General features: G+C 36.9%; 18 protein-coding genes. 2 read left to right on the top strand and 16 right to left on the bottom strand.

Annotated features, from left to right (window positions below; all coding sequences use genetic code 11):
- Nucleotides 1-373: 373 nt before the first annotated feature.
- The 7 genes from hflC to AC3WSO_RS18660 all read right to left on the bottom strand — a co-directional run bounded on the left by hflC (nt 374) and on the right by AC3WSO_RS18660 (nt 6,754).
- The gene (hflC, locus tag AC3WSO_RS18630; protein WP_492532880.1) at nt 374-1,384 is read right to left on the bottom strand and encodes a protease modulator HflC; all 1,011 of its coding nucleotides are present in this window, start codon (nt 1,382-1,384) and stop codon (nt 374-376) included.
- Nucleotides 1,384-2,370, bottom strand: a complete 987-nt coding sequence (gene hflK, locus AC3WSO_RS18635) for an FtsH protease activity modulator HflK (protein WP_492532882.1) — start codon at nt 2,368-2,370, stop codon at nt 1,384-1,386. The genes hflC and hflK overlap by 1 nt, the downstream gene beginning before the upstream one ends.
- Before the next feature lie 182 nt (nt 2,371-2,552).
- The gene (locus tag AC3WSO_RS18640) at nt 2,553-3,266 is read right to left on the bottom strand and encodes an LrgB family protein (RefSeq protein ID WP_492532884.1); all 714 of its coding nucleotides are present in this window, start codon (nt 3,264-3,266) and stop codon (nt 2,553-2,555) included.
- Nucleotides 3,263-3,631, bottom strand: a complete 369-nt coding sequence (locus AC3WSO_RS18645) for a CidA/LrgA family holin-like protein (RefSeq protein WP_079561583.1) — start codon at nt 3,629-3,631, stop codon at nt 3,263-3,265. The genes AC3WSO_RS18640 and AC3WSO_RS18645 overlap by 4 nt, the downstream gene beginning before the upstream one ends.
- 381 nt (nt 3,632-4,012) lie before the next feature.
- Nucleotides 4,013-5,548, bottom strand: coding sequence for a two-component system histidine kinase PnpS (pnpS, locus tag AC3WSO_RS18650; protein ID WP_492532886.1), 1,536 nt, complete (start codon nt 5,546-5,548; stop codon nt 4,013-4,015).
- The gene (locus AC3WSO_RS18655) at nt 5,545-6,261 is read right to left on the bottom strand and encodes a response regulator transcription factor (RefSeq protein ID WP_492532888.1); all 717 of its coding nucleotides are present in this window, start codon (nt 6,259-6,261) and stop codon (nt 5,545-5,547) included. Before AC3WSO_RS18655 ends, pnpS begins: the two co-directional genes overlap by 4 nt.
- A 52-nt stretch (nt 6,262-6,313) precedes the next feature.
- Complete coding sequence (locus tag AC3WSO_RS18660) at nt 6,314-6,754, bottom strand: MaoC/PaaZ C-terminal domain-containing protein (protein ID WP_492532890.1); 441 nt, start codon at nt 6,752-6,754, stop codon at nt 6,314-6,316.
- Between the two features lie 408 nt (nt 6,755-7,162).
- Here AC3WSO_RS18660 and AC3WSO_RS18665 point away from each other — a divergent pair, with 408 nt between their 5' ends.
- Nucleotides 7,163-7,987, top strand: a complete 825-nt coding sequence (locus tag AC3WSO_RS18665) for an MBL fold metallo-hydrolase (RefSeq protein WP_492532892.1) — start codon at nt 7,163-7,165, stop codon at nt 7,985-7,987.
- A 309-nt stretch (nt 7,988-8,296) separates the two neighbouring features.
- Here the strand turns inward: AC3WSO_RS18665 and AC3WSO_RS18670 are convergent, their stop codons facing one another.
- The 4 genes from AC3WSO_RS18670 to citZ all read right to left on the bottom strand — a co-directional run bounded on the left by AC3WSO_RS18670 (nt 8,297) and on the right by citZ (nt 12,732).
- On the bottom strand, nt 8,297-8,872 hold the full coding sequence (locus AC3WSO_RS18670) for an SMI1/KNR4 family protein (protein ID WP_492532894.1): 576 nt from the start codon (nt 8,870-8,872) through the stop codon (nt 8,297-8,299).
- 275 nt (nt 8,873-9,147) lie between these two features.
- Nucleotides 9,148-10,086: a malate dehydrogenase gene (gene mdh / locus AC3WSO_RS18675; protein WP_492532896.1), complete on the bottom strand. Its 939-nt coding sequence runs from the start codon at nt 10,084-10,086 to the stop codon at nt 9,148-9,150.
- Between the two features lie 189 nt (nt 10,087-10,275).
- Nucleotides 10,276-11,538 (bottom strand): NADP-dependent isocitrate dehydrogenase, encoded by a 1,263-nt coding sequence (icd, locus tag AC3WSO_RS18680; protein WP_492532897.1) that lies wholly within the window; start codon nt 11,536-11,538, stop codon nt 10,276-10,278.
- A gap of 78 nt (nt 11,539-11,616) precedes the next feature.
- A complete protein-coding gene (gene citZ / locus AC3WSO_RS18685; protein ID WP_492532898.1) occupies nt 11,617-12,732 on the bottom strand; it encodes a citrate synthase in 1,116 nt (371 codons plus the stop codon).
- Between the two features lie 253 nt (nt 12,733-12,985).
- Here citZ and AC3WSO_RS18690 point away from each other — a divergent pair, with 253 nt between their 5' ends.
- A complete protein-coding gene (locus AC3WSO_RS18690; protein ID WP_492532900.1) occupies nt 12,986-13,951 on the top strand; it encodes an AI-2E family transporter in 966 nt (321 codons plus the stop codon).
- Here AC3WSO_RS18690 and AC3WSO_RS18695 read toward each other — a convergent pair.
- The 5 genes from AC3WSO_RS18695 to accD all read right to left on the bottom strand — a co-directional run bounded on the left by AC3WSO_RS18695 (nt 13,935) and on the right by accD (nt 19,524).
- Nucleotides 13,935-14,324 (bottom strand): FxsA family protein, encoded by a 390-nt coding sequence (locus AC3WSO_RS18695; RefSeq protein ID WP_492532902.1) that lies wholly within the window; start codon nt 14,322-14,324, stop codon nt 13,935-13,937. The genes AC3WSO_RS18690 and AC3WSO_RS18695 overlap by 17 nt on opposite strands.
- 367 nt (nt 14,325-14,691) lie before the next feature.
- Nucleotides 14,692-16,452, bottom strand: a complete 1,761-nt coding sequence (gene pyk / locus AC3WSO_RS18700; RefSeq protein ID WP_492532904.1) for a pyruvate kinase — start codon at nt 16,450-16,452, stop codon at nt 14,692-14,694.
- Between the two features lie 28 nt (nt 16,453-16,480).
- On the bottom strand, nt 16,481-17,440 hold the full coding sequence (gene pfkA / locus AC3WSO_RS18705) for a 6-phosphofructokinase (protein ID WP_492532906.1): 960 nt from the start codon (nt 17,438-17,440) through the stop codon (nt 16,481-16,483).
- A 286-nt stretch (nt 17,441-17,726) separates the two neighbouring features.
- Nucleotides 17,727-18,683: an acetyl-CoA carboxylase carboxyltransferase subunit alpha gene (locus tag AC3WSO_RS18710; RefSeq protein WP_492532908.1), complete on the bottom strand. Its 957-nt coding sequence runs from the start codon at nt 18,681-18,683 to the stop codon at nt 17,727-17,729.
- A complete protein-coding gene (gene accD, locus AC3WSO_RS18715) occupies nt 18,676-19,524 on the bottom strand; it encodes an acetyl-CoA carboxylase, carboxyltransferase subunit beta (protein WP_492532910.1) in 849 nt (282 codons plus the stop codon). Before accD ends, AC3WSO_RS18710 begins: the two co-directional genes overlap by 8 nt.
- Between the last annotated feature and the right edge of the window lies 1 nt (nt 19,525).

Here is a 19,525-nt window from a genome sequence, read left to right on the forward strand (position 1 = left end):
GCCGCTAGTCTCCACTTCAATCAACTTATATTAATATTGCCATTCATTAAATAACCCTTGCAAAACCTCGTAACCAGTATATAAAAATATCCTACAAAATGTATTGCTAATTTTATGTAAGAAGTAAAAAAGCCGTCTCAAAAAATTGAGACGACTTCATATACTTATCCCTGCAAGGATCATAGTATTATTTTATCCCGCATTAACGGGCAGTAATTTATCTATACCAAAAGCGAAGCGTCAGGTACAAGACTCCCACCTCGAAATTCACGAAAGCAAAGAAGTTAAGCGGGAGATTAACTGCCCGTAAAAGCCCGATTGGTGAAGACTAATAATCAGTGGGGGTGAAGAAACTCCCCCACTGATTAAAGTTTCACTTTATATAGCCAGATAATATTTTTGCATACGGTGAAGTGGATGGTAAAATAATGACCGTATCTTCACCTATAGTTTTCTTATATGATTCTAATGTCCGGTACAATGAATAGAATTCAGGGTCTTGAGAGAATGATTTATTGTAAATCTTCGCGGCTTCTGCTTCACCTTCCGCTTGAATCAATGCTCCAGCCTTTTTCGCTGTTGCTAGCATTTCTTGAACCTGTTGATCTGTTTGAGCTTCAACACGACGTTTCTGAGCGTCACCTTCAGATAAATATTTCTGTGCGATTGATTCACGATCCGAAATCATATTCGTAAACACGGATTGCTCATTCTCAGTGGGCAAGTCGATACGACGAATACGAACATCTACTACTTCTATTCCATATTTATCATTTGAAAGTAACTCATTGACACGTGCAGTTACCTGATCATTGATACTCCCACGTGAAGAACCTTCATCATTAATAATCGCCTTATATTCTATTCGACCAAGCTCTGAACGAATAACTGAATAAATAAACTCTTCCATACGTGATTCAACTTTTTCTATTGTTCCTGCATTTGAAATTAATTGCTTTGGATCAGTTATATGCCAAACTGCATAATTATCAATAATAATTCGCTTTTTATCTTTTGTATTAATTTCTTCTTCAGAAACTTCATATGTCATTTGGTTTTTTGGTAGCCTCGTTACGCTTTGAATAAATGGAACCTTTATTTTCAAGCCAGGCTCACTCTGAAATTTCACTACTTCTCCAAACTGTCTAACAACTGCGTATTCGGATTCTTTAACTATATAAACATTAGCAAATAATATAATGGCAATAGCAAAAACGGATGTTAATGTTATAACAAGAGAAATATATTTTTTCGGATTCTTCGGGCCTTTTTTCGACATTTTGACCACATTATCCATAGTATCCCCTTCTTTTGGAGCAGTATTTTTGGATTTTCCCGATAAAAAATTCAGGAATTTTTCAAGATCCTTATTTTTTTGATCCATTAGTTACCGCTCCCTTCTTTTTTCTCCTTTGATGTTTCTTGTGTTGCAGGTGTCTCCTGTTTTGCAGGTTGCAATGCTTGAAGAGGTAAATATTTCATTGTATTACCATCATCATTCATAATATAAATTTGTGCTTTAGGTAATACATTTTCAAGTGTTTCCAAAATTAAACGTTCGCGGGTAATTTGTTGATTGCCCTTATATTGCTCATACATTTTATTAAAGACAGCTACATCCCCTTGAGCCTGCTCAATACGCGCTGTTTTTTCACCTTGAGCCTTCGACAGAATTGCATCCTTCTCACCTTCAGCCTCACTAAGTCGCTGATTATTATATTTTTTCGCCTGATTAATTTTTGTATTTTTCATTTCGCGTGCGTCTGTAACAGCTGTAAAGGCTGCTCGCACATCTGCATTCGGTAATTCAACATCCTGTAGTTTTACCCCTAAAACACTTATACCTATATCGTATTTTTCAAGAAGAGCAACGAGTAAATCTCGTGATTTTGCTTCTATGTCCGCTTTTCCTTCAGTTAACGCAGCGTCGATTTTGGAACTTCCGATAATGGATCGAATCGCACTCGACGTAGCGCTATGTAATATTTTCTCTGGATTTTGTGAGCTGAATAAATACTTTTTCGGTTCTGTAATTTTCCATTGAACGACAAGGTCTGTTAATACAATATGTTCATCCCCTGTAATCATTTTCGTTTCAGCATCATAAGTTTCTAATTCCCCATCTTCATTTTGCTTATAGCCAAACTTTAAACTAAATGTTTCCTTGGATAAAACCTGAACCGATTGTACAGGCCAAGGTAATTTAAAATGTAAACCTGGTTCTGTAACTGTATTATCGGCACGACCGAACGTAATGACAACGGCTTGTTCTGATTCATCAACCGTGTACCACGAAGTAAATACCGCAATAATTGCAACAATGCCGAAAATGCCAAGCCCCACCATCATTAGTGATCTTTTTACACTCATGTCTAATCCTCCCTTAAGCTTAGTACTATTTTATACGGGACACTTACTTAAAAGTTTCAAAATATTTTAATAAACTACTTTTTTATTTTAGGCAGTTTTACATAAGGAACAATGGGAAGCTCATCATTTTTTTGCACCGGCCCTCCATCTCTAATCCGCAAAAAAAAATATCCCATTACCATTTAAGGTAACAGGATATTGACAACTAGATGTTCAAACGCTGGGAAAAAGGTTGTCGATAAAACAATGCTAATTAATGCAGCTACAATCATCGCAAGACTTGCAAAAGTACCTTCCAACTCACCAAGTTCAAATGCTTTAGAAGTACCTGTGCCGTGCGCTCCCATTCCTAACATTAGACCTCTAGAGGATGGTCGATGGAAACGACAAACTTTAATTACTAACGGTGCTATTAGACTCCCTAAAATACCAGTTACCATAACGAAAACAGCGGTAAGTGTAGGAGAGCCACCAATCATGTTGGAAATGTCCATTGCTATTGGTGTCGTAACTGAACGTGGAACTAAGCTATGCACAAGTTCATTATTTAAACCAATTACTACGGCAATGATAAATGAAGATGTAATGGCAACGGCTGAGCCTACTGCAATACTTATAAAAATTTCAAAAGCATGTTTCTTTAATAGCTTAAAATTTTTATAAATTGGTACCGCAAATGCAACTGTTGCTGGTCCAAGTAAATTTGATAAAATACCGGCTCCTGCAGTATAGGATTTATAAGATGTACCCGTTAGTAACAAAATGACAATGACCACTAACGGTGTGATCAGTATAGGTGATAACCATTCCTTCTGATACTTTTTATAAAACATTTTACAAATATAAAAAACTGCGATAGTACCTAGTAAACTTACTATAGCGGTTAAAAAGCTCATGCAGTATCACCTTTCTTTCGTTGCCCTAGCAACTGTGCTGTGAAACCTGTTGCAAACATAACAACGATGGCACTCAATACAATTACAAGCACAGCTTTCACACCTTGCACACCGAATAATGCGGTATAATCGATTACTCCGATAGCAGATGGAATGAAAAATAGTAATAGTTCACTAAGTAATAAACCTGCACCTAGCTCAATCCATTCAAGCTTAATAATATGAAACTGCAATAGTAAAAACAATAAGACTAGTCCAATTATGCTCCCTGGAATCGGCAAGTGAAGTAGGCGTGCAATACTATTCCCAACAAATAAAATTACATAAAGATAGCCGATTTGCACGATACTTTTGACGATTTTCATGGTCATCCTTCTTTCAATTTTTTATCCTGCTATAACGGTAATTCATATAGATTACTTCTAGGTAAAGTGTGCTAATTAGCTGACCGTACAAGCCCGATTGGTTCTACTAAAAAGATACTTCTTATTAGTTGAACATTATGCTACTATACTTTACACCTATTTTTGTTACGTGTAAAACAGAAAAAGAATCTATTACCATAAAGTTTGGCAATAGATTCTTACTATTGTGGCGATAATTAAGCAACAAATAAAAAATCTAATTTATATATAAATAAAGATTTTTTTGCTATTTTATAGTCTTAGCAATTTTATAAGGGGGTTTCTACTTACAAGTATAAGCCCCCAATGTGAATCTAAAATTATGCTATTGTAAAGAATTCGTTAATTTTTCGGAATCATAACAATCATTTTTGTCCCTACACCAACTTCACTTTCTACCTGAATGCGACCATGGTGCGCCTCTACTAAGTGCTTCACAATAGCAAGTCCTAAACCTGTTCCCCCAGAATTCCTGCTTCGCGCACGATCCACACGATAAAAGCGTTCAAAGACACGAGCAATTTCATGTTTTTCAATTCCTATACCTTGGTCTTCTATTTCAAGAATGCCGTACGTTTCATTTTCCTTTAAACGAATCGTAACGGTTGTATTTTCCGGAGAGTACGTAATGGCATTGGTAATTAAATTAGTGACAATTTGAATAATGCGATTGGCATCACCCATAACTTGAACATCACGCTCTATATCCACATAAAAGCTCATATTTTTCTCATCCAGACGAGGACCTGTCAGCTCTGCTCCACGTATAAGTACATCTTGCAAGCCCATCGGCATAATATTAACGGTAAAACCATGCTGTTCTATTTTCGATAACTCTAGTAAATCCTGGATAAGCATCTGCAGACGGTTACTTTCTTTATAAATGATCTCTAAAAAAGATAGGAGCATTTTTTCGTCCTTATACGCGCCATCCAGTAATGTTTCAGAAAAGCCTTTAATAGATGTAATAGGTGTACGCAATTCATGGGATACGTTTGCTACAAAGTCCTTACGAATTTGCTCTAAACGAACAAGCTCCGTAATATCATGCATAACGATAACGACACCAAGCCAACGACCATGATCCCCTATAACAGGTGCTCCGTACACTTCCTTATTATATAGCTCCTGTTGGACCTCCATTTTAATTTGTTGTCGATAAGGCATTTCCGTTAGAAACACATGATCAATAAATTGCTCTAGTGATTTTGGTAAGCCAATTGTACGAAAAACTTTCCCTTGCACATCGTCAATTTGCATACCGAAACGCTCTAAAAATACACGGTTCACAATAGATATATTTCCTTCACGTCCTATCATCATGAGGGAGCTTCCCATGTTTTCAATTAACGTTTTAAGCCTTTCCTCTTCTACCTCACGAATCGTCGTAATATCCTGTAGATTACGCGCTAAAATATTGATGGAGTGACTAAGCGGCATCATGCGTTCATGTTCATTTTCATGGGCACGAGCACGGTAATTTCCTTTCGCCAGCTCAAGTGCCGTATCTGTCACGTTATCAATAGGAGCAGTGAAATTTCGAATCATATAGCGACTTACAATAGCCATTAACATCAGTGCTATGATAAAAAGAATCGCTAGCACTACATAAAGTCGCGCATGAACAGTCGATAATAGAGAATCTTTCACTTCAATTTTTTGCGCAGTATATAACGCCTCTTTATCTTCCTTAGATAGTCCAATCTTTCGTTCATCTAATACTCGGTTAATTGATCCTTGCATCTCTACACTAGCCTGTTCGTTGTACTGTCCTATATAAACAGGAAAAAGCTGACCTATTACAACCATTAGGACAGCTAATATCGTTCCAAGCAATAGCATGAATGTCAAGAATAAGCGATTGCTCATTGATTTCATGTCGTTTTCGGCTCCTCGAATTTATAGCCAAGGCCGCGAATTGTTTTGATGAATATCGGCTTACGGCTATTTTCCTCGATTTTATCGCGAAGGTGGCTTATATGCACATCCACAATTCGAGTATCGCCAGCAAAGTCATACTTCCATACAGCACTTAATAGCTGATCACGCGTTAACACACGGTTTTTATTTTCAAGTAAATAAATGAGTAATTCAAATTCTTTTGGTGTAAATTCCAGTGCTTCATTTTGTAAAAACACTTCAAAACGCTCTGGAAAAACACGTAATTGTCCAAACTCATACATTTTCTCTTGTGACCCATTCTTATCTTCAGCCACTACATTTTGTGTAAAACGTCTTAAAACAGCCTTTACCCGCGCTAACACTTCGCGTGGACTAAAGGGCTTCGTCATATAATCATCTGCCCCTAGCTCTAGACCAAGTACTTTATCGAACTCGTCATCCTTTGCTGTTAGCATAATAATAGGTGTATTCATACGTTGTTGACGAATTTGTTTACAAACCTCCATACCATCAAGTCTTGGAAGCATCAAATCTAATAAAATTAAATCCGGCTGTAAGTCAATTGCCTTATCAAGACCCTCTTGACCATCTGCAGCAGTTTCGACAACATATCCAGCCTGCTCTAAATTATATTTCAATAATGTCGCAATAGAAAACTCATCTTCTACAACTAAAATCGTTTTTGTCATGTGTAATGCCTCCGTTAGTGATTTGAAACCCCCATTTCAAATCTCAAGACGTTTATAAAGTAAGTGGTGGTGTTACCAGTAAAGTACCTTCAATCACAAGCTCCTTTTGCTCATTATATGAGTGTACAGATACTGTAATCGTATTTTGTACTTTATTTACTTCTGTTACCTCTAAAAGAGTATCAAATAATTCATAATGATAGAGCGGTCCTAAATATTTTATATGTTGCTCAATAATTCGTGCACCTGGTCCAGGAATATACTTTGACACAGCCGAAGTAATAATGCCATTTAACATGATTGTTGGTACGATTGGCTTTTGAAAAGGTGTCATTGCAGCATAATCATGTTGAATATAAAGTGGATTATTATCATTCGTAAGTCCTAAATAAAGCAATAAATCCTTATCTTCTATCTTTTCGGTTATATGAATCTTCTCGCCAACTGTAATTTCATCAATAGAGAGACCAAGCTTACTGTTTTTTTGAAGCAAAAATACGCCAACCCCTTTTCTATCATATACCTTCATAGTATCAATTTTATTCCAAAAGTACAATGAAAAGCAGAGTAACCATTTATTCTTCATTCAGCATTGTTTATCGGTTCCTTTGTCTTTAATCGAGAACTATGTTGCTATTCTTTTAAGATTTAGCTGATGAATGTTGAAGGACCAGATTCTCCAAAGCGTAGCTGAAAAAATACAAAGGACATCTCCCCTTCATATTTGCGGATTTCATCAATTTCTTACTTAGAGAATCGCCGAATGAACTAAACATTAACGAACTACGAATTTAACATAATTATGAAGTTCAGACTAAAGTTGTAAATACTTTTCCGGATGACGTTGGTAATATATGGTGTGTGATGAATTGAGGTCAAGGATTTTAAAGGAGGAGTAATTTTGAATTACTATATTTGTGAAACATGTGGGGCGCAGTATGAAAAATCAATGGAAGAGCCAAAGCAATGTACTATTTGTTCAGAAGAAAGACAATATGTCAGTGTAAATGGGCAAACTTGGACAACTTTGAACAAAATGATTTCTTCTGAAATTTATAAAAATAACTTCAATCTTGAAGAAGATGGATTATTCAGTATTACAACTAGCCCAACATTCGGAATTGGACAAACAACTTATTTAATTCAAGAACAGGGTTTTAATTTGTTATGGGATTGTATTTCATATATTGATCAAGAAACTATTGATAAAATTGAGCGGTTAGGAGGAATTGATGCCATCGCATTATCTCATCCTCATTATTATTCAAGTCAAGTGGAGTGGGCAGAAACTTTTAACGCACCTATTTATATTCATGAGGATGATAAAAAATGGGTTACAAGAACTAGTGACAAGATTATTTTTTGGTCTGGTGAATCTCTTACTTTACAGAATGGGTTAACTCTTTATCGTATGGGCGGTCATTTTAAAGGAGCCACTGTACTAGAATGGAAAAATGGTTATCAACAAAAAGGCATATTACTAGTTGGAGATATCATTCGTGTAGTGGCTGATCGCAATTGGGTAACATTTATGTATAGTTTCCCTAATTTCATTCCACTTCCTGTTAAAACAGTGGAAAGAATCTTAAGTCAAGTAGAGGATCTACATTTTGAACGGATATATGATGCTTTTCTCCGTATTGTGAAAAAAGATGCAAAACAATCTGTTCATAACTCAGCTGTAAGGTATATAAATGCTATAGAGGGTAAGCTTTTCACTACTTAAGTTAATTCTTCTTTATTAGAAGGATTTCGTTACTATTTCCAAAGCCTTTGCCTCCAATTTTTGCGGAAACAAAAAGCGTCTTGCTATCGTATTTCATTACGAGGCAAGACGCTAATCTAATATTTCATATAAAACAAAGTAAGCTACTTGTTCGCTGTGAGACGTATCGAGTCATTTTGCCCGGTGAACTATTATGTCAGACAATATATTTTTGGGTAAAATAAGTGTATGAGATGGATACATCATTCAAGCTTTTCAACAATCGTCGCCCATTTGTTGAAATATTCTTAGTATCTAAAATGCAAGAGATTACTGTTCTTCGTTTTCCAGAAAAATGAAACCACAGTCAATAAGATCCTGTAAATACTCATCAAAGCTGTTTGCTATCACTTCATATTCATCAGGGTCGTGCAAAAAGCGAATTATTTGACCGCATACACCTTCATCAGATGGGTTAAAATCAATATAGAGTCTCGATGATCCACCATTGTTCATACAATCTGAAAAATGGATATACATACCTGGGAGAAGTCCCTCCGAATTTATCTTAGAGTCAACAGCCTCCTCGTAAAGATAGGAGACGTCTTCTTCTTCTTTTGAACTTTCGAGCATCTGCTGTGTAGACAGCAAATAATAAGGATATTTACCTTCTTCAACATCTGAACCTAAAATACAAACCGCAATTTTGCTTTCTCCATATTTCCTCCAATATGTACCATCAATATTTTCAAGTAGGCAGATTAGTGATTCTGGACAATTTGGATATTCTGACTTTAGCGTTTCAATATCTTCTTTTGTAGCACCACTAGCTGTATTTAGTTCCTCGAGCTCTTCTGTTGATAATGCCTCTCTCAAGCCGTTAAAAAATTGATTTACTATATCCATTATTTCGTCCTCCCAATAATAAAATATAAAAATTTATTTGTTAGGTTATATGCATGCCATTATAGAAGGTTTTTTCATTTTTCTCAAAAACTTTATTTTGTCTCTTTGTTCAAGAAATGAAGGCAGATAAACCTCGATGAACTTATTGATAGGATAATTTTAGCATATTTCTACTCTTGCACATATGTCCGTACATTTTCACTCTACTTTTTGATACCTAAATACTCAAAAAAAATCGAGTAGGAATGAATCCTACTCGATTTCATAAACTTTTATTAAGCTAAAACTTTCATAACATCGCGGACTGCTTCTACCGATTTATCTAAAGCTGCTTTTTCATTGTCTGTTAATTCAAGTTCAAAGATTTTTTCTACACCATTTGCACCTAATAATGTCGGAACACCTAGGTATAAATCGTTGTAGCCATATTCTCCTTCTAAGTATGCAATAGATGGAAGTATACGTTTTTGGTCTTTAATGATAGCTTCCGCCATTTCAATAAGCGCCGCTGAAGGAGCATAATATGCAGAACCGTTCCCAAGAAGGTTAACGATTTCAGCGCCACCTTTTCGTGTACGGTCAACAATTTCTTCAAGACGATCTGCTGGGACTAATGATTCTAATGGAATACCACCAGCGAATGAGTAGCGAGTTAGTGGCACCATTGTATCACCATGCCCACCTAAAACAAAACCTGTGATGTCTTTTACGGAAATATTAAGTTCTTCAGCTACAAACGCACAGAAACGAGCCGTATCGAGTACACCTGATTGACCTATTACACGATTTTTAGGGAAACCAGTTTCTTTGAATACTGTGTAAGTCATTGCATCAACTGGGTTTGTAAGAACGAGGATTGTTGCATTTGGTGAGTACTTAGCAATTTCTTTAGAAACAGCTTTCATTACATCTTGGTTAATTTGAACAAGATCGTCACGGCTCATACCTGGTTTACGAGCAACACCAGCAGTGATAATTACTACATCAGAATCTGCAGTATCCGCATAATTAGAAGTACCTTTAACATAAGAATCATAGCCTTGCACTGGTGCAGCTTCCCACATATCTAGAGCTTTACCTTTTGTTGGGTTTTCAGCTTGAGGGATATCTACTAACACTACATCACCAAGTTCTTTTTGAGCTGCTAAAAATGCTGCAGTAGCGCCAGTAAAACCGCTACCGATTACTGAGATTTTTTTTCGTTTCAGAGACATTCGAATACGCTCCTTTAAAATTAGGTTATATTTTAAAAAAAGGAGGAGAATAAATTCTCCTCCCTCGATTAAACAAGTTCATCGTAAATATTTTATTAAGCTAAGTTCAATAGAAATTTACATTTCACCCTAATTATATCGGCAGAATATACATCCGCTTTAACTATAATTTCTATTTAAAATAGAAAATTATAGGTTTTTGATTAATTCAGTAGCGAATTCTGAACATTTTACTTCTTTAGCGCCGTCCATTAAACGAGCGAAGTCGTAAGTTACAACTTTAGAAGAGATTGTTTTCTCTACAGATTTAGTAACCATGTCAGCTGCTTCTTGCCATCCTAAGTGCTCAAGCATTAATACGCCTGAAAGTAATACTGAAGATGGGTTTACTTTATCTTGACCAGCATATTTTGGAGCTGTACCGTGAGTAGCTTCGAAGATCGCGTGTCCAGTTACATAGTTAATGTTTGCGCCTGGAGCGATACCGATACCACCAACTTGTGCAGCTAATGCGTCAGAGATATAGTCACCGTTTAAGTTCATTGTAGCAACTACGTCGAACTCATTTGGACGAGTTAAGATTTGTTGTAAGAAGATATCAGCGATAGAATCTTTAACTAAGATTTTACCAGCTGCTAAAGCGTCAGCTTGTGCTTTGTTTGCTGCTTCTTCACCTTGTTCAGCTTTAATAGCATCATATTGGTTCCAAGTGAATGTTTGATCAGCAAATTCTTTTTCAGCTAATTCATAACCCCATTTTTTGAATCCACCTTCAGTGAATTTCATGATGTTACCTTTGTGTACTAAAGTAACAGATGGGCGTTTATGATTAATAGCATATTCGATAGCAGAACGTACTAAACGCTCAGTACCTTCTTTAGATACAGGTTTTACACCGATACCAGAAGTTTCTGGGAAGCGGATTTTGTTAACACCAAATTCAGATTGTAGGAAGTTGATGATTTTTTGAGCTTGTTCTGAACCAGATTCGAATTCAATACCAGCATAGATGTCTTCTGTGTTTTCGCGGAAGATAACCATATCAACGTCTTCTGGACGTTTAACTGGAGAAGGTACTCCATCAAAGTGACGTACTGGACGTAAGCATACATATAGGTCAAGTTGTTGACGTAATGCTACGTTTAGAGAGCGGATACCACCACCGATTGGAGTAGTAAGAGGACCTTTGATTGCGATTAGGTATTCGTTAATTTTGTCTAAAGTTTCTTGTGGTAACCATTCACCAGTTTGGTTGAATGCTTTTTCACCAGCTAAAACTTCTAACCATTCGATTTTCTTTTCACCGTTATAAGCTTTTTCTACAGCTGCGTCGATTACGCGAGATGCTGCAGCCCAAATATCAGGACCGATTCCGTCACCTTCGATGAAAGGAATCACTGGATTGTTTGGTACGTTAAGTACGCCATTTTCAACTACAATTTTGTTTGACATTGATGTTGCCTCCTAAATTCATAATCAGAGGACTGTGTTATGTAACACAGTCCCAAATATTCTAGCATATTTTCCGAATTAGCGCTCGCTGATTGGAACATATTTTTGCATGCCTGGTCCAACATACTCTGCACGTGGACGGATTAGGCGGTTGTTAGCATATTGCTCAAGAATATGAGCTACCCAACCAGAAGTACGTGATACTGCGAAAATTGGTGTGAATAGGTCATGATCAATACCTAAAGAATCATACACTGACGCAGAGAAGAAGTCTACGTTTGCAGGTAATTTCTTTTGTTCAACGATCATGTCATGGATTTTAACTGACATTTCATAAAGCTCTGGTTTACCAGTTAGCTCAGTTAATTTTTGTGACATTACACGTAAGTGTGGTGCACGTGGGTCGCCTTTGCGGTATACGCGGTGACCGAAGCCCATGATTTTTTCTTTGTTATCTAATTTATTTTGAATATAAGATTCAACGTTTTCAAGTGAGCCGATTTCAGTTAACATTTTCATAACTTGCTCGTTTGCACCACCGTGAAGTGGTCCTTTTAATGCTCCGATAGCTGAAGTTACACCAGAATAAACATCTGATAATGTAGCTACACATACACGTGCAGTGAATGTAGATGCATTTAATTCGTGGTCAGCATGTAATACTAACGCTTTGTCGAATGCTTCAACTTCGATTGCTGCTGGTTCTTCACCTTTAAGCATGTATAAGAAGTTTGCAGCATATCCTAATTCTGGTTTTGGAGCAACTGGCTCTAAACCTTTACGAACACGCGCAAATGCAGTAACTACTGTTGCAATTCTAGCTTGTAAACGGATAGCTTTACGATAGTTAGCTTCTGTATCCATAACATCCGCTTCTTCATCGAATACACCTAGTAAAGATACTGCAGTACGTAGTGCAGCCATTGGATGTACAGTTGAAAGTGGGTATGTTTTGAATTGGTCTACAATTGCTTGCGGAATTGACATGTTGTCTGCCAATTGTTGTTTTAATTCAGCTAGCTCGTCTTCTTTTGGTAAACGAGTATGCCATAATAAATAAATTACCTCTTCGAATGACGCGTTCACTGCTAAATCATCAATGTTGTAACCAACATATGTAAGTGTGTCATCGATAATTGAACTGATTTTAGATTCCGCTGCTACGATACCTTCTAAACCTTTAGTTGCTGACATAAATTATCGCTCCCTCATATTTATATTTTTTAGTTGTAAATGCAGTTATTAGGTCGCATTTACGTTTTTTGCTCATATGAACCATTAAGTAAATCGCTTACAATTGCTATTATAATCATTTTTGACAGCTTTGTGAATGAAAAACCTCCGAATAAAGAAAAAGGCGCACGAGCGATTATATATACGCCCGAAAGAGATTCTTTTTCGTATTTTGACATTAATTTATCAATTGAAACGGGGTGAATTTGTAAAAATGAGGAATATTAAATATTTTTCATACGAAAGAACTATAAGTGTTTTGTTTTTTATATTATACTTAACAATTTTATGGTTCGTATTACCTGTATCTCTCGCGATTTTTTTGTCTTTTTCTACGTATCCTATCATAAAATTCCTTCACTCTTATTGTAGGATTGCCTATTGGCTTGCAGCAATTATCGTGGAAGCACTTATTTTAACTTGCATTTTCCTTCTCGTTATCATTTCTATAAACAGTATTATTCTTATCTTCCCTGAAATCCGAGATACACTACAAAATTTTCCACTTTTCAACGAATATGAATCAATGTTTATCCAAGTTTTAAAGGAAAAATCGCTTTCTATTTTCGATTCAATCTTTTTATACATGGCTAATATTTTCCAACTATTAATGAAACATGTAATTGAAGTATTTATATTCCTTGTCGCTTACTATTTTGCCCTATTGGAAACTCGCAAATCCCGGTATTGGTTTTTTCAATATGTGCCAAAAAAATTCCGCAATGAGTGGCAGTCTCATTTTTCTAAAATTATGCAGCTATTTCATTACTTTTTGTATGTGGAGTTTCAGCTGTTCACAATTACACTGCTCATCCTTTGTGCGGGATTCATGATTCTTCAATTTGAACAAGCCATCATCAAAGCTTTTATAGTCGCATTTGCAGATGTACTTCCATTCTTTGGGATTGGCGTATTTCTTATACCTATGAGCATTTATTTTTACTTAAAAGGCAATACCTTTTTATGTGTAGCTATTTTACTTTTATATCTCTTCGTTCAATTAACAAGGCAGCTAGCTGATTCCATGCTTTGGTCAAACACATTACAATTACGGACTTTCCACACCTTTTTCATCAGTGCTGCCTCTATTTTATTATTTGGTTTTTACGGCATTTTACTTAGCCCCATATTTTTATTTTTGGCAGTTAAACTAAAGGAAAATGCTATTTTTGAACGATGATAAATTGACCCTTTTTCATTTTTTTCCGCATCCAATAATAAAAGATTGGTTGGAACATTTTCCGAGAAAAAGGCATTAACAATAATAAACCAACAAGATCTGTTATAAAACCTGGTAATACTAGAAGTACACCACCACTGAAATTCAAAACTGTGTTAACTAATGCTGGCCCTGGAGCCTCTCCTCGTGCTATCGTATTTTTAGCCTTTTGCACAGAATTCATACCTTTATTTTTCACTACATAAATACCTATAATACTCGTAGTGACTATAAGCAGTAATGTATTTAAAATACCAATATTTTGACCAACTACTATTAATAACGCCAACTCGGCTAATGCATAGACAATGAAACCAAGAAAAATTTTTCTCATATTTTTCTCCTTTCTAGCTGAAAACGCTATACCTTATATACGTTATTATAGCCCATTAAGTTTCATAAAAAAACAAAGGGCCCTATTAAAGAGAAGACGACGTTTATTATTTTTATAGTAAATTCTCATTCCATGAAGGAACGATTTTTATGTTGGTTAAATATTATTTAAAACTAGGTCATCACCATAACGCGTGGTTGATTTCCGTTCCGGCTGGGTGCTTTCCTGGGGGTGTCCGATGAGCCGCTTCACTCGCATACAATGATAAACCGCAAAATGCTATTTACTTCATCTTTATAAGAAAAGCTCTAGTACAATTATTTGCACTAGAGCTTTTTGTTATAGATCAAAACATTTACTAAAGAAATTAAAGAACACTTGCATGCCCTTTGTAAATAACTCCCGTTTCAGCATCCATCGTAATTTCTTGGCCGTGGCGAATCAGTGTAGTAGCTTCTTTTACTCCAACGATAACAGGGATGCCAAGGCTTAGTCCTACAACTGCTGCATGACTTGTAAGCCCGCCCTCTTCCGTAATCAGACCAATACAATTTTCAAGTGCTGGCATCATGTCACGATCTGAACCAACCGTTACTATAATGCATCCGTCTGTATCATAAGCTAATGCCTCTGCTGCATTTTTAGCAACAACTGTTTTACCTACTACTGAAGCTTTACCGATACCTTGACCACGAGCTAATAAATCTCCGATGATGTGTACCTTCATTAAGTTAGTAGTACCTGCTTCACCTACTGGTACACCTGCTGTAATGACAACTGCATCACCATGCGTTACAAAGCCATGTTTCAAGCTTTCATCAACAGCTAACTCTAAAATTTCATCTGTTGTCGAAACACGTTGGCAAACAACTGGGAATACACCCCAAACTAGTGTTAATGCATGAGCTGTATTGGCAGAACCCGTTACCGCGACAATTTGTACACCTGGGCGATATTTTGCAATCATTCTAGCTGTGTTACCACTTTCTGTTGGTGCAAGTACGGCCTTTACACCTAAGTTAATCGAAGTGTAAGCTACTGCCTGAGAAATTGCCTCCGTCATATTTGCTTCTTTTTCACGACTACGAGTAGAGACGATGGCCTTATAGTCTAACGAATTTTCTGTACGTTGTGCGATTTTATTCATTGTTTGTACAGACTCTACTGGATATAGTCCTGCTGCAGTTTCACCAGATAGCATAATTGCATCTGTTCCATCGATAATTGCGTTTGCTACGTCACTAGCCTCTGCTCTTGTTGGACGTGGATTACGTTGCATCGAATCTAGCATTTGTGTAGCTGTAATAACTGGTTTACCTACTTGGTTACATTTTAAAATTAATTTCTTTTGTACAAGTGGTACTTCTTCTGCAGGGATTTCTACACCAAGATCACCACGCGCTACCATTAATCCATCTGAAACTAAGATGATTTCATCGATATTATCGACACCCTCTTGATTCTCGATTTTCGGGATTATTTGAATGTGGCTACCGCCGTTTTGTTCAAGTAATTCTCGAATTTCAAGTACATCCTTTGCTCGACGAACGAACGATGCTGCAATAAAATCAACACCTTGCTTAATACCGAATAAAATGTCCTGTGCATCTTTTTCTGTAATTCCAGGAAGTTGTACAGAAACGCCCGGCACGTTAACACCCTTTTTATTTTTTAAAACACCTGCATTTTCAACAATCGTATGAATAAGACCTTTTTCAATATCTTTTGCTAATACACGTAGTTGAATAAGTCCATCATCTAATAAAATAATGGCGTTTTGCTCAACATCCTCGATTAAATGTTCGTACGTTACAGAGAAGCTAGTTTCTGTTCCTTCAACTTCCGTCATTGAAATATCAATAACTTGCCCTGCTGCTAAATGCAATTCTCCGTTTTTCATATTATGCGTACGAATTTCAGGGCCTTTTGTGTCCAGCAAAACCCCAACTGGTTTCCCTAATTTTTGTGCTACTTCGCGAATTAAATTAATGCGTACTTCGTGCTCCTCATGAGAACCATGCGAAAAGTTTAAGCGTGCTACATTCATACCTGCTTCAATTAGTTTCTCTAAAACTTCTGGTGACTCACTTGCTGGACCAATTGTACATACGATTTTTGTTTTTCTCATTTTCTGCCCACTCCGTTTTTATATCAAATTATATGGATAGTTCTTTCATTAAAGTATATAAGCTTACATCTGCCTCATGATTTTTTTCGAAAGCCTCAGGCATATCATAGTCGATCACTTGATGATTACGTATACCTACCGCCCTGCCAGACTTTCCTTCCATTAGCAATTCAACTGCATGTGCACCGAATTGACTCGCTAGAACACGATCACGCGCAGTAGGTGAACCACCCCGTTGGATATGTCCAAGAACAGAAACACGCGTCTCTTTTCCTGTTTTTTCATATAAGAGCTTTGCCAACTCACTACCAGACATAACACCTTCAGCAACAATAATAATGCTATGCTTTTTCCCACGCGCTGCACCACGGTCTAAGCGTGACACAATATCATCCAAATTATAATCTTCTTCTGGAATTAAAACTGTTTCAGCACCGGCTGCAAGACCTGCCCATAAAGCAATATCTCCTGCATCTCGCCCCATTACCTCAACGATAAAGGAATTTTCGTGAGAAGTTGCTGTATCGCGGATTTTATCAATGGATTCCACCACCGTATTTAGCGCAGTATCAAATCCTATCGTGTACTCGGTTCCTGGTACGTCATTATCAATAGTTCCTGGAACGCCCACAACAGGGAAACCTTTTTTCACTAAATCCATAGCTCCACGGTATGAACCGTCTCCGCCGATCACGACTAGTCCTTCAATGCCAGCTTCACGCATATTGTCTATACCTCGTTGCTGAACAGCGGCTTCTTTAAATTCAGGACATCTTGCTGAATTTAAATATGTACCACCGCGTTGAATAATACCACCTACTGAACCTAAATCAAGATTTTCCATACTTCCTTTTATTAAGCCATCATAGCCGTGCTTAATTCCGACAACATCAATTCCATGATATGCTGCCTTACGAACGACCGCACGAATAGCTGCATTCATTCCTGGTGCATCTCCACCACTTGTTAATACGGCAATTTTTTTCATTGTCGAACCTCCTGCAGATACTATTATTATTCACATTAACATGAAAAAACAAACTATGTAAGTGTTCTGAGGCTACAAAAACATAACTTTTACATAAAAAATAAAAAGAATGCGCTTTCACACACTCTTTCTATTCAAAAATATCCTAAATTTAACATTTTTCTGAAGTTTTTGGTAATATTTTTCGCACTATTTATTCTTCCATCATTAGGTTATTTATTTTTTATAGAAACAATTTTTAACTCTTTACGAGCAAATTTATATGTCCAAAAACCTAAAAATGGATTTAAACTTCTGTATATTGTCCAATCTTTCTGAATTTCTCATAGCGGTCTTCAATTAATTGTTCGCCATTTAAAGAGTTCAATGTTTTTAGTGTGTCCCTTATACATTCTTTTAAATAAAGTGCTTGCTTTGCTACATTGCGATGAGCTCCACCTGTTATTTCAGGGATAATTCCATCAATAACGCCAAGCTCTTTTAAGTCAGGTGCTGTTATACGCATTGCTTCTGCCGCTTGCTTTGCAAGGCTACCATCACGCCATAAAATCGAAGCTGCCCCTTCTGGCGAGATTACAGAATACGTTGAGTTTTCTAGCATAAAGACGCGATTTGCTACACCTAATGCAAGTGCACCACCGCTTCCGCCTTCCCCAATAACAATTGAAATAACTGGTACTGTTAAGCCCGCCATTTCGACGAGATTTCTAGCAATCGCTTCACTTTGACCACGTTCCTCAGCTGCCTTACCGGGATAAGCGCCTTTCGTATCAATAAAGCAAATAATTGGTCGTTTAAATTTTTCCGCCTGCTTCATTAAGCGTAATGCCTTACGATATCCTTCAGGGTGTGGCATACCAAAATTCCGACGAATGTTTTCTTTCGTTGATTTTCCCCGTTGGTGTCCAACAATTGTTACTGGCTGACCTTCAAAAAGACCAATCCCTCCAAGAATAGCCGCATCATCACCAAACGTACGATCTCCATGTAACTCAATAAAGTTTTCACACATAGCCTCTATATATTGTAAAGTTGTTGGGCGTTCTGGATGTCTAGCAACCTGTACACGATCCCATGGCTTCATATTTGCATAAATAGATTGTTCTAGCTGTGTTAGACGTGTTTCAAGCTTTTCAATTTCGCCTGTCATATCTACATCTGCCTCGGTAGCAATCGTTTTTAATTCATCAATTTTTTCACGTAATTGTACTACTGGTTCTTCAAAAGCTAAATTTTTAGACATGTTGCACGCCTCCTTTTGTATGCATTTTTACAAGCACTGCTACTTGCTTTCGTAAATCTTTTCGATGGAAGATTGCATCAAGCTGCCCATGTGCTAATAAAAATTCTGCTGTTTGGAAATCATTTGGTAGTTTTTCTCTTACTGTCTCTTCTATTACTCGACGACCAGCAAAGCCAATCAATGCTTGTGGCTCCGCAATATTAATATCTCCAACAGAGGCAAAGCTTGCAGAAACGCCACCTGTTGTAGGATGAGTTAGTATTGAAATAAACAATAGTCCATGATCACTATGACGTTTTAATGCCACACTCGTTTTCGCCATTTGCATCAATGATAGTACGCCTTCTTGCATGCGTGCCCCACCACTTGCAGTAAAGATTATAAACGGTACTCGTAATTCCGTAGCTTTTTCTACGGCACTTGTGATTTTTTCTCCAACAACTGAACCCATTGAACCCATACGGAAATGAGAATCCATAATTGCTACAACAATTTCTTCTCCATCAAGGGTACCCACCCCTGTAAGTACGGCTTCGTTTAATCCCGTTTTTTGTTGGTCCGCTGAAATTTTTTCAACATAAGCAGGGAAATTAAGCGGATTACTTGTTTGTAAATGATCGTCCATTGAAACAAATGAACCTTCATCTAAAAAACATGCTACGCGCTCCTGTGCAGTCATTTTGAAATGATGGTCACATTTTGTGCATACTTTGTTGTTTTTTTCTAATTCTTTCGTTAATTGAATGTGACGGCATTCTGGACATTTTGTCATAAGTCCTTCTGGAAACCCCTTTTCTTGTCCGTCCTCTTTCTTTTTACTAAATATACTGCGAATTGCCATG

The organism is Lysinibacillus sp. EB106-09-02-XG168 (assembly GCF_058791475.1).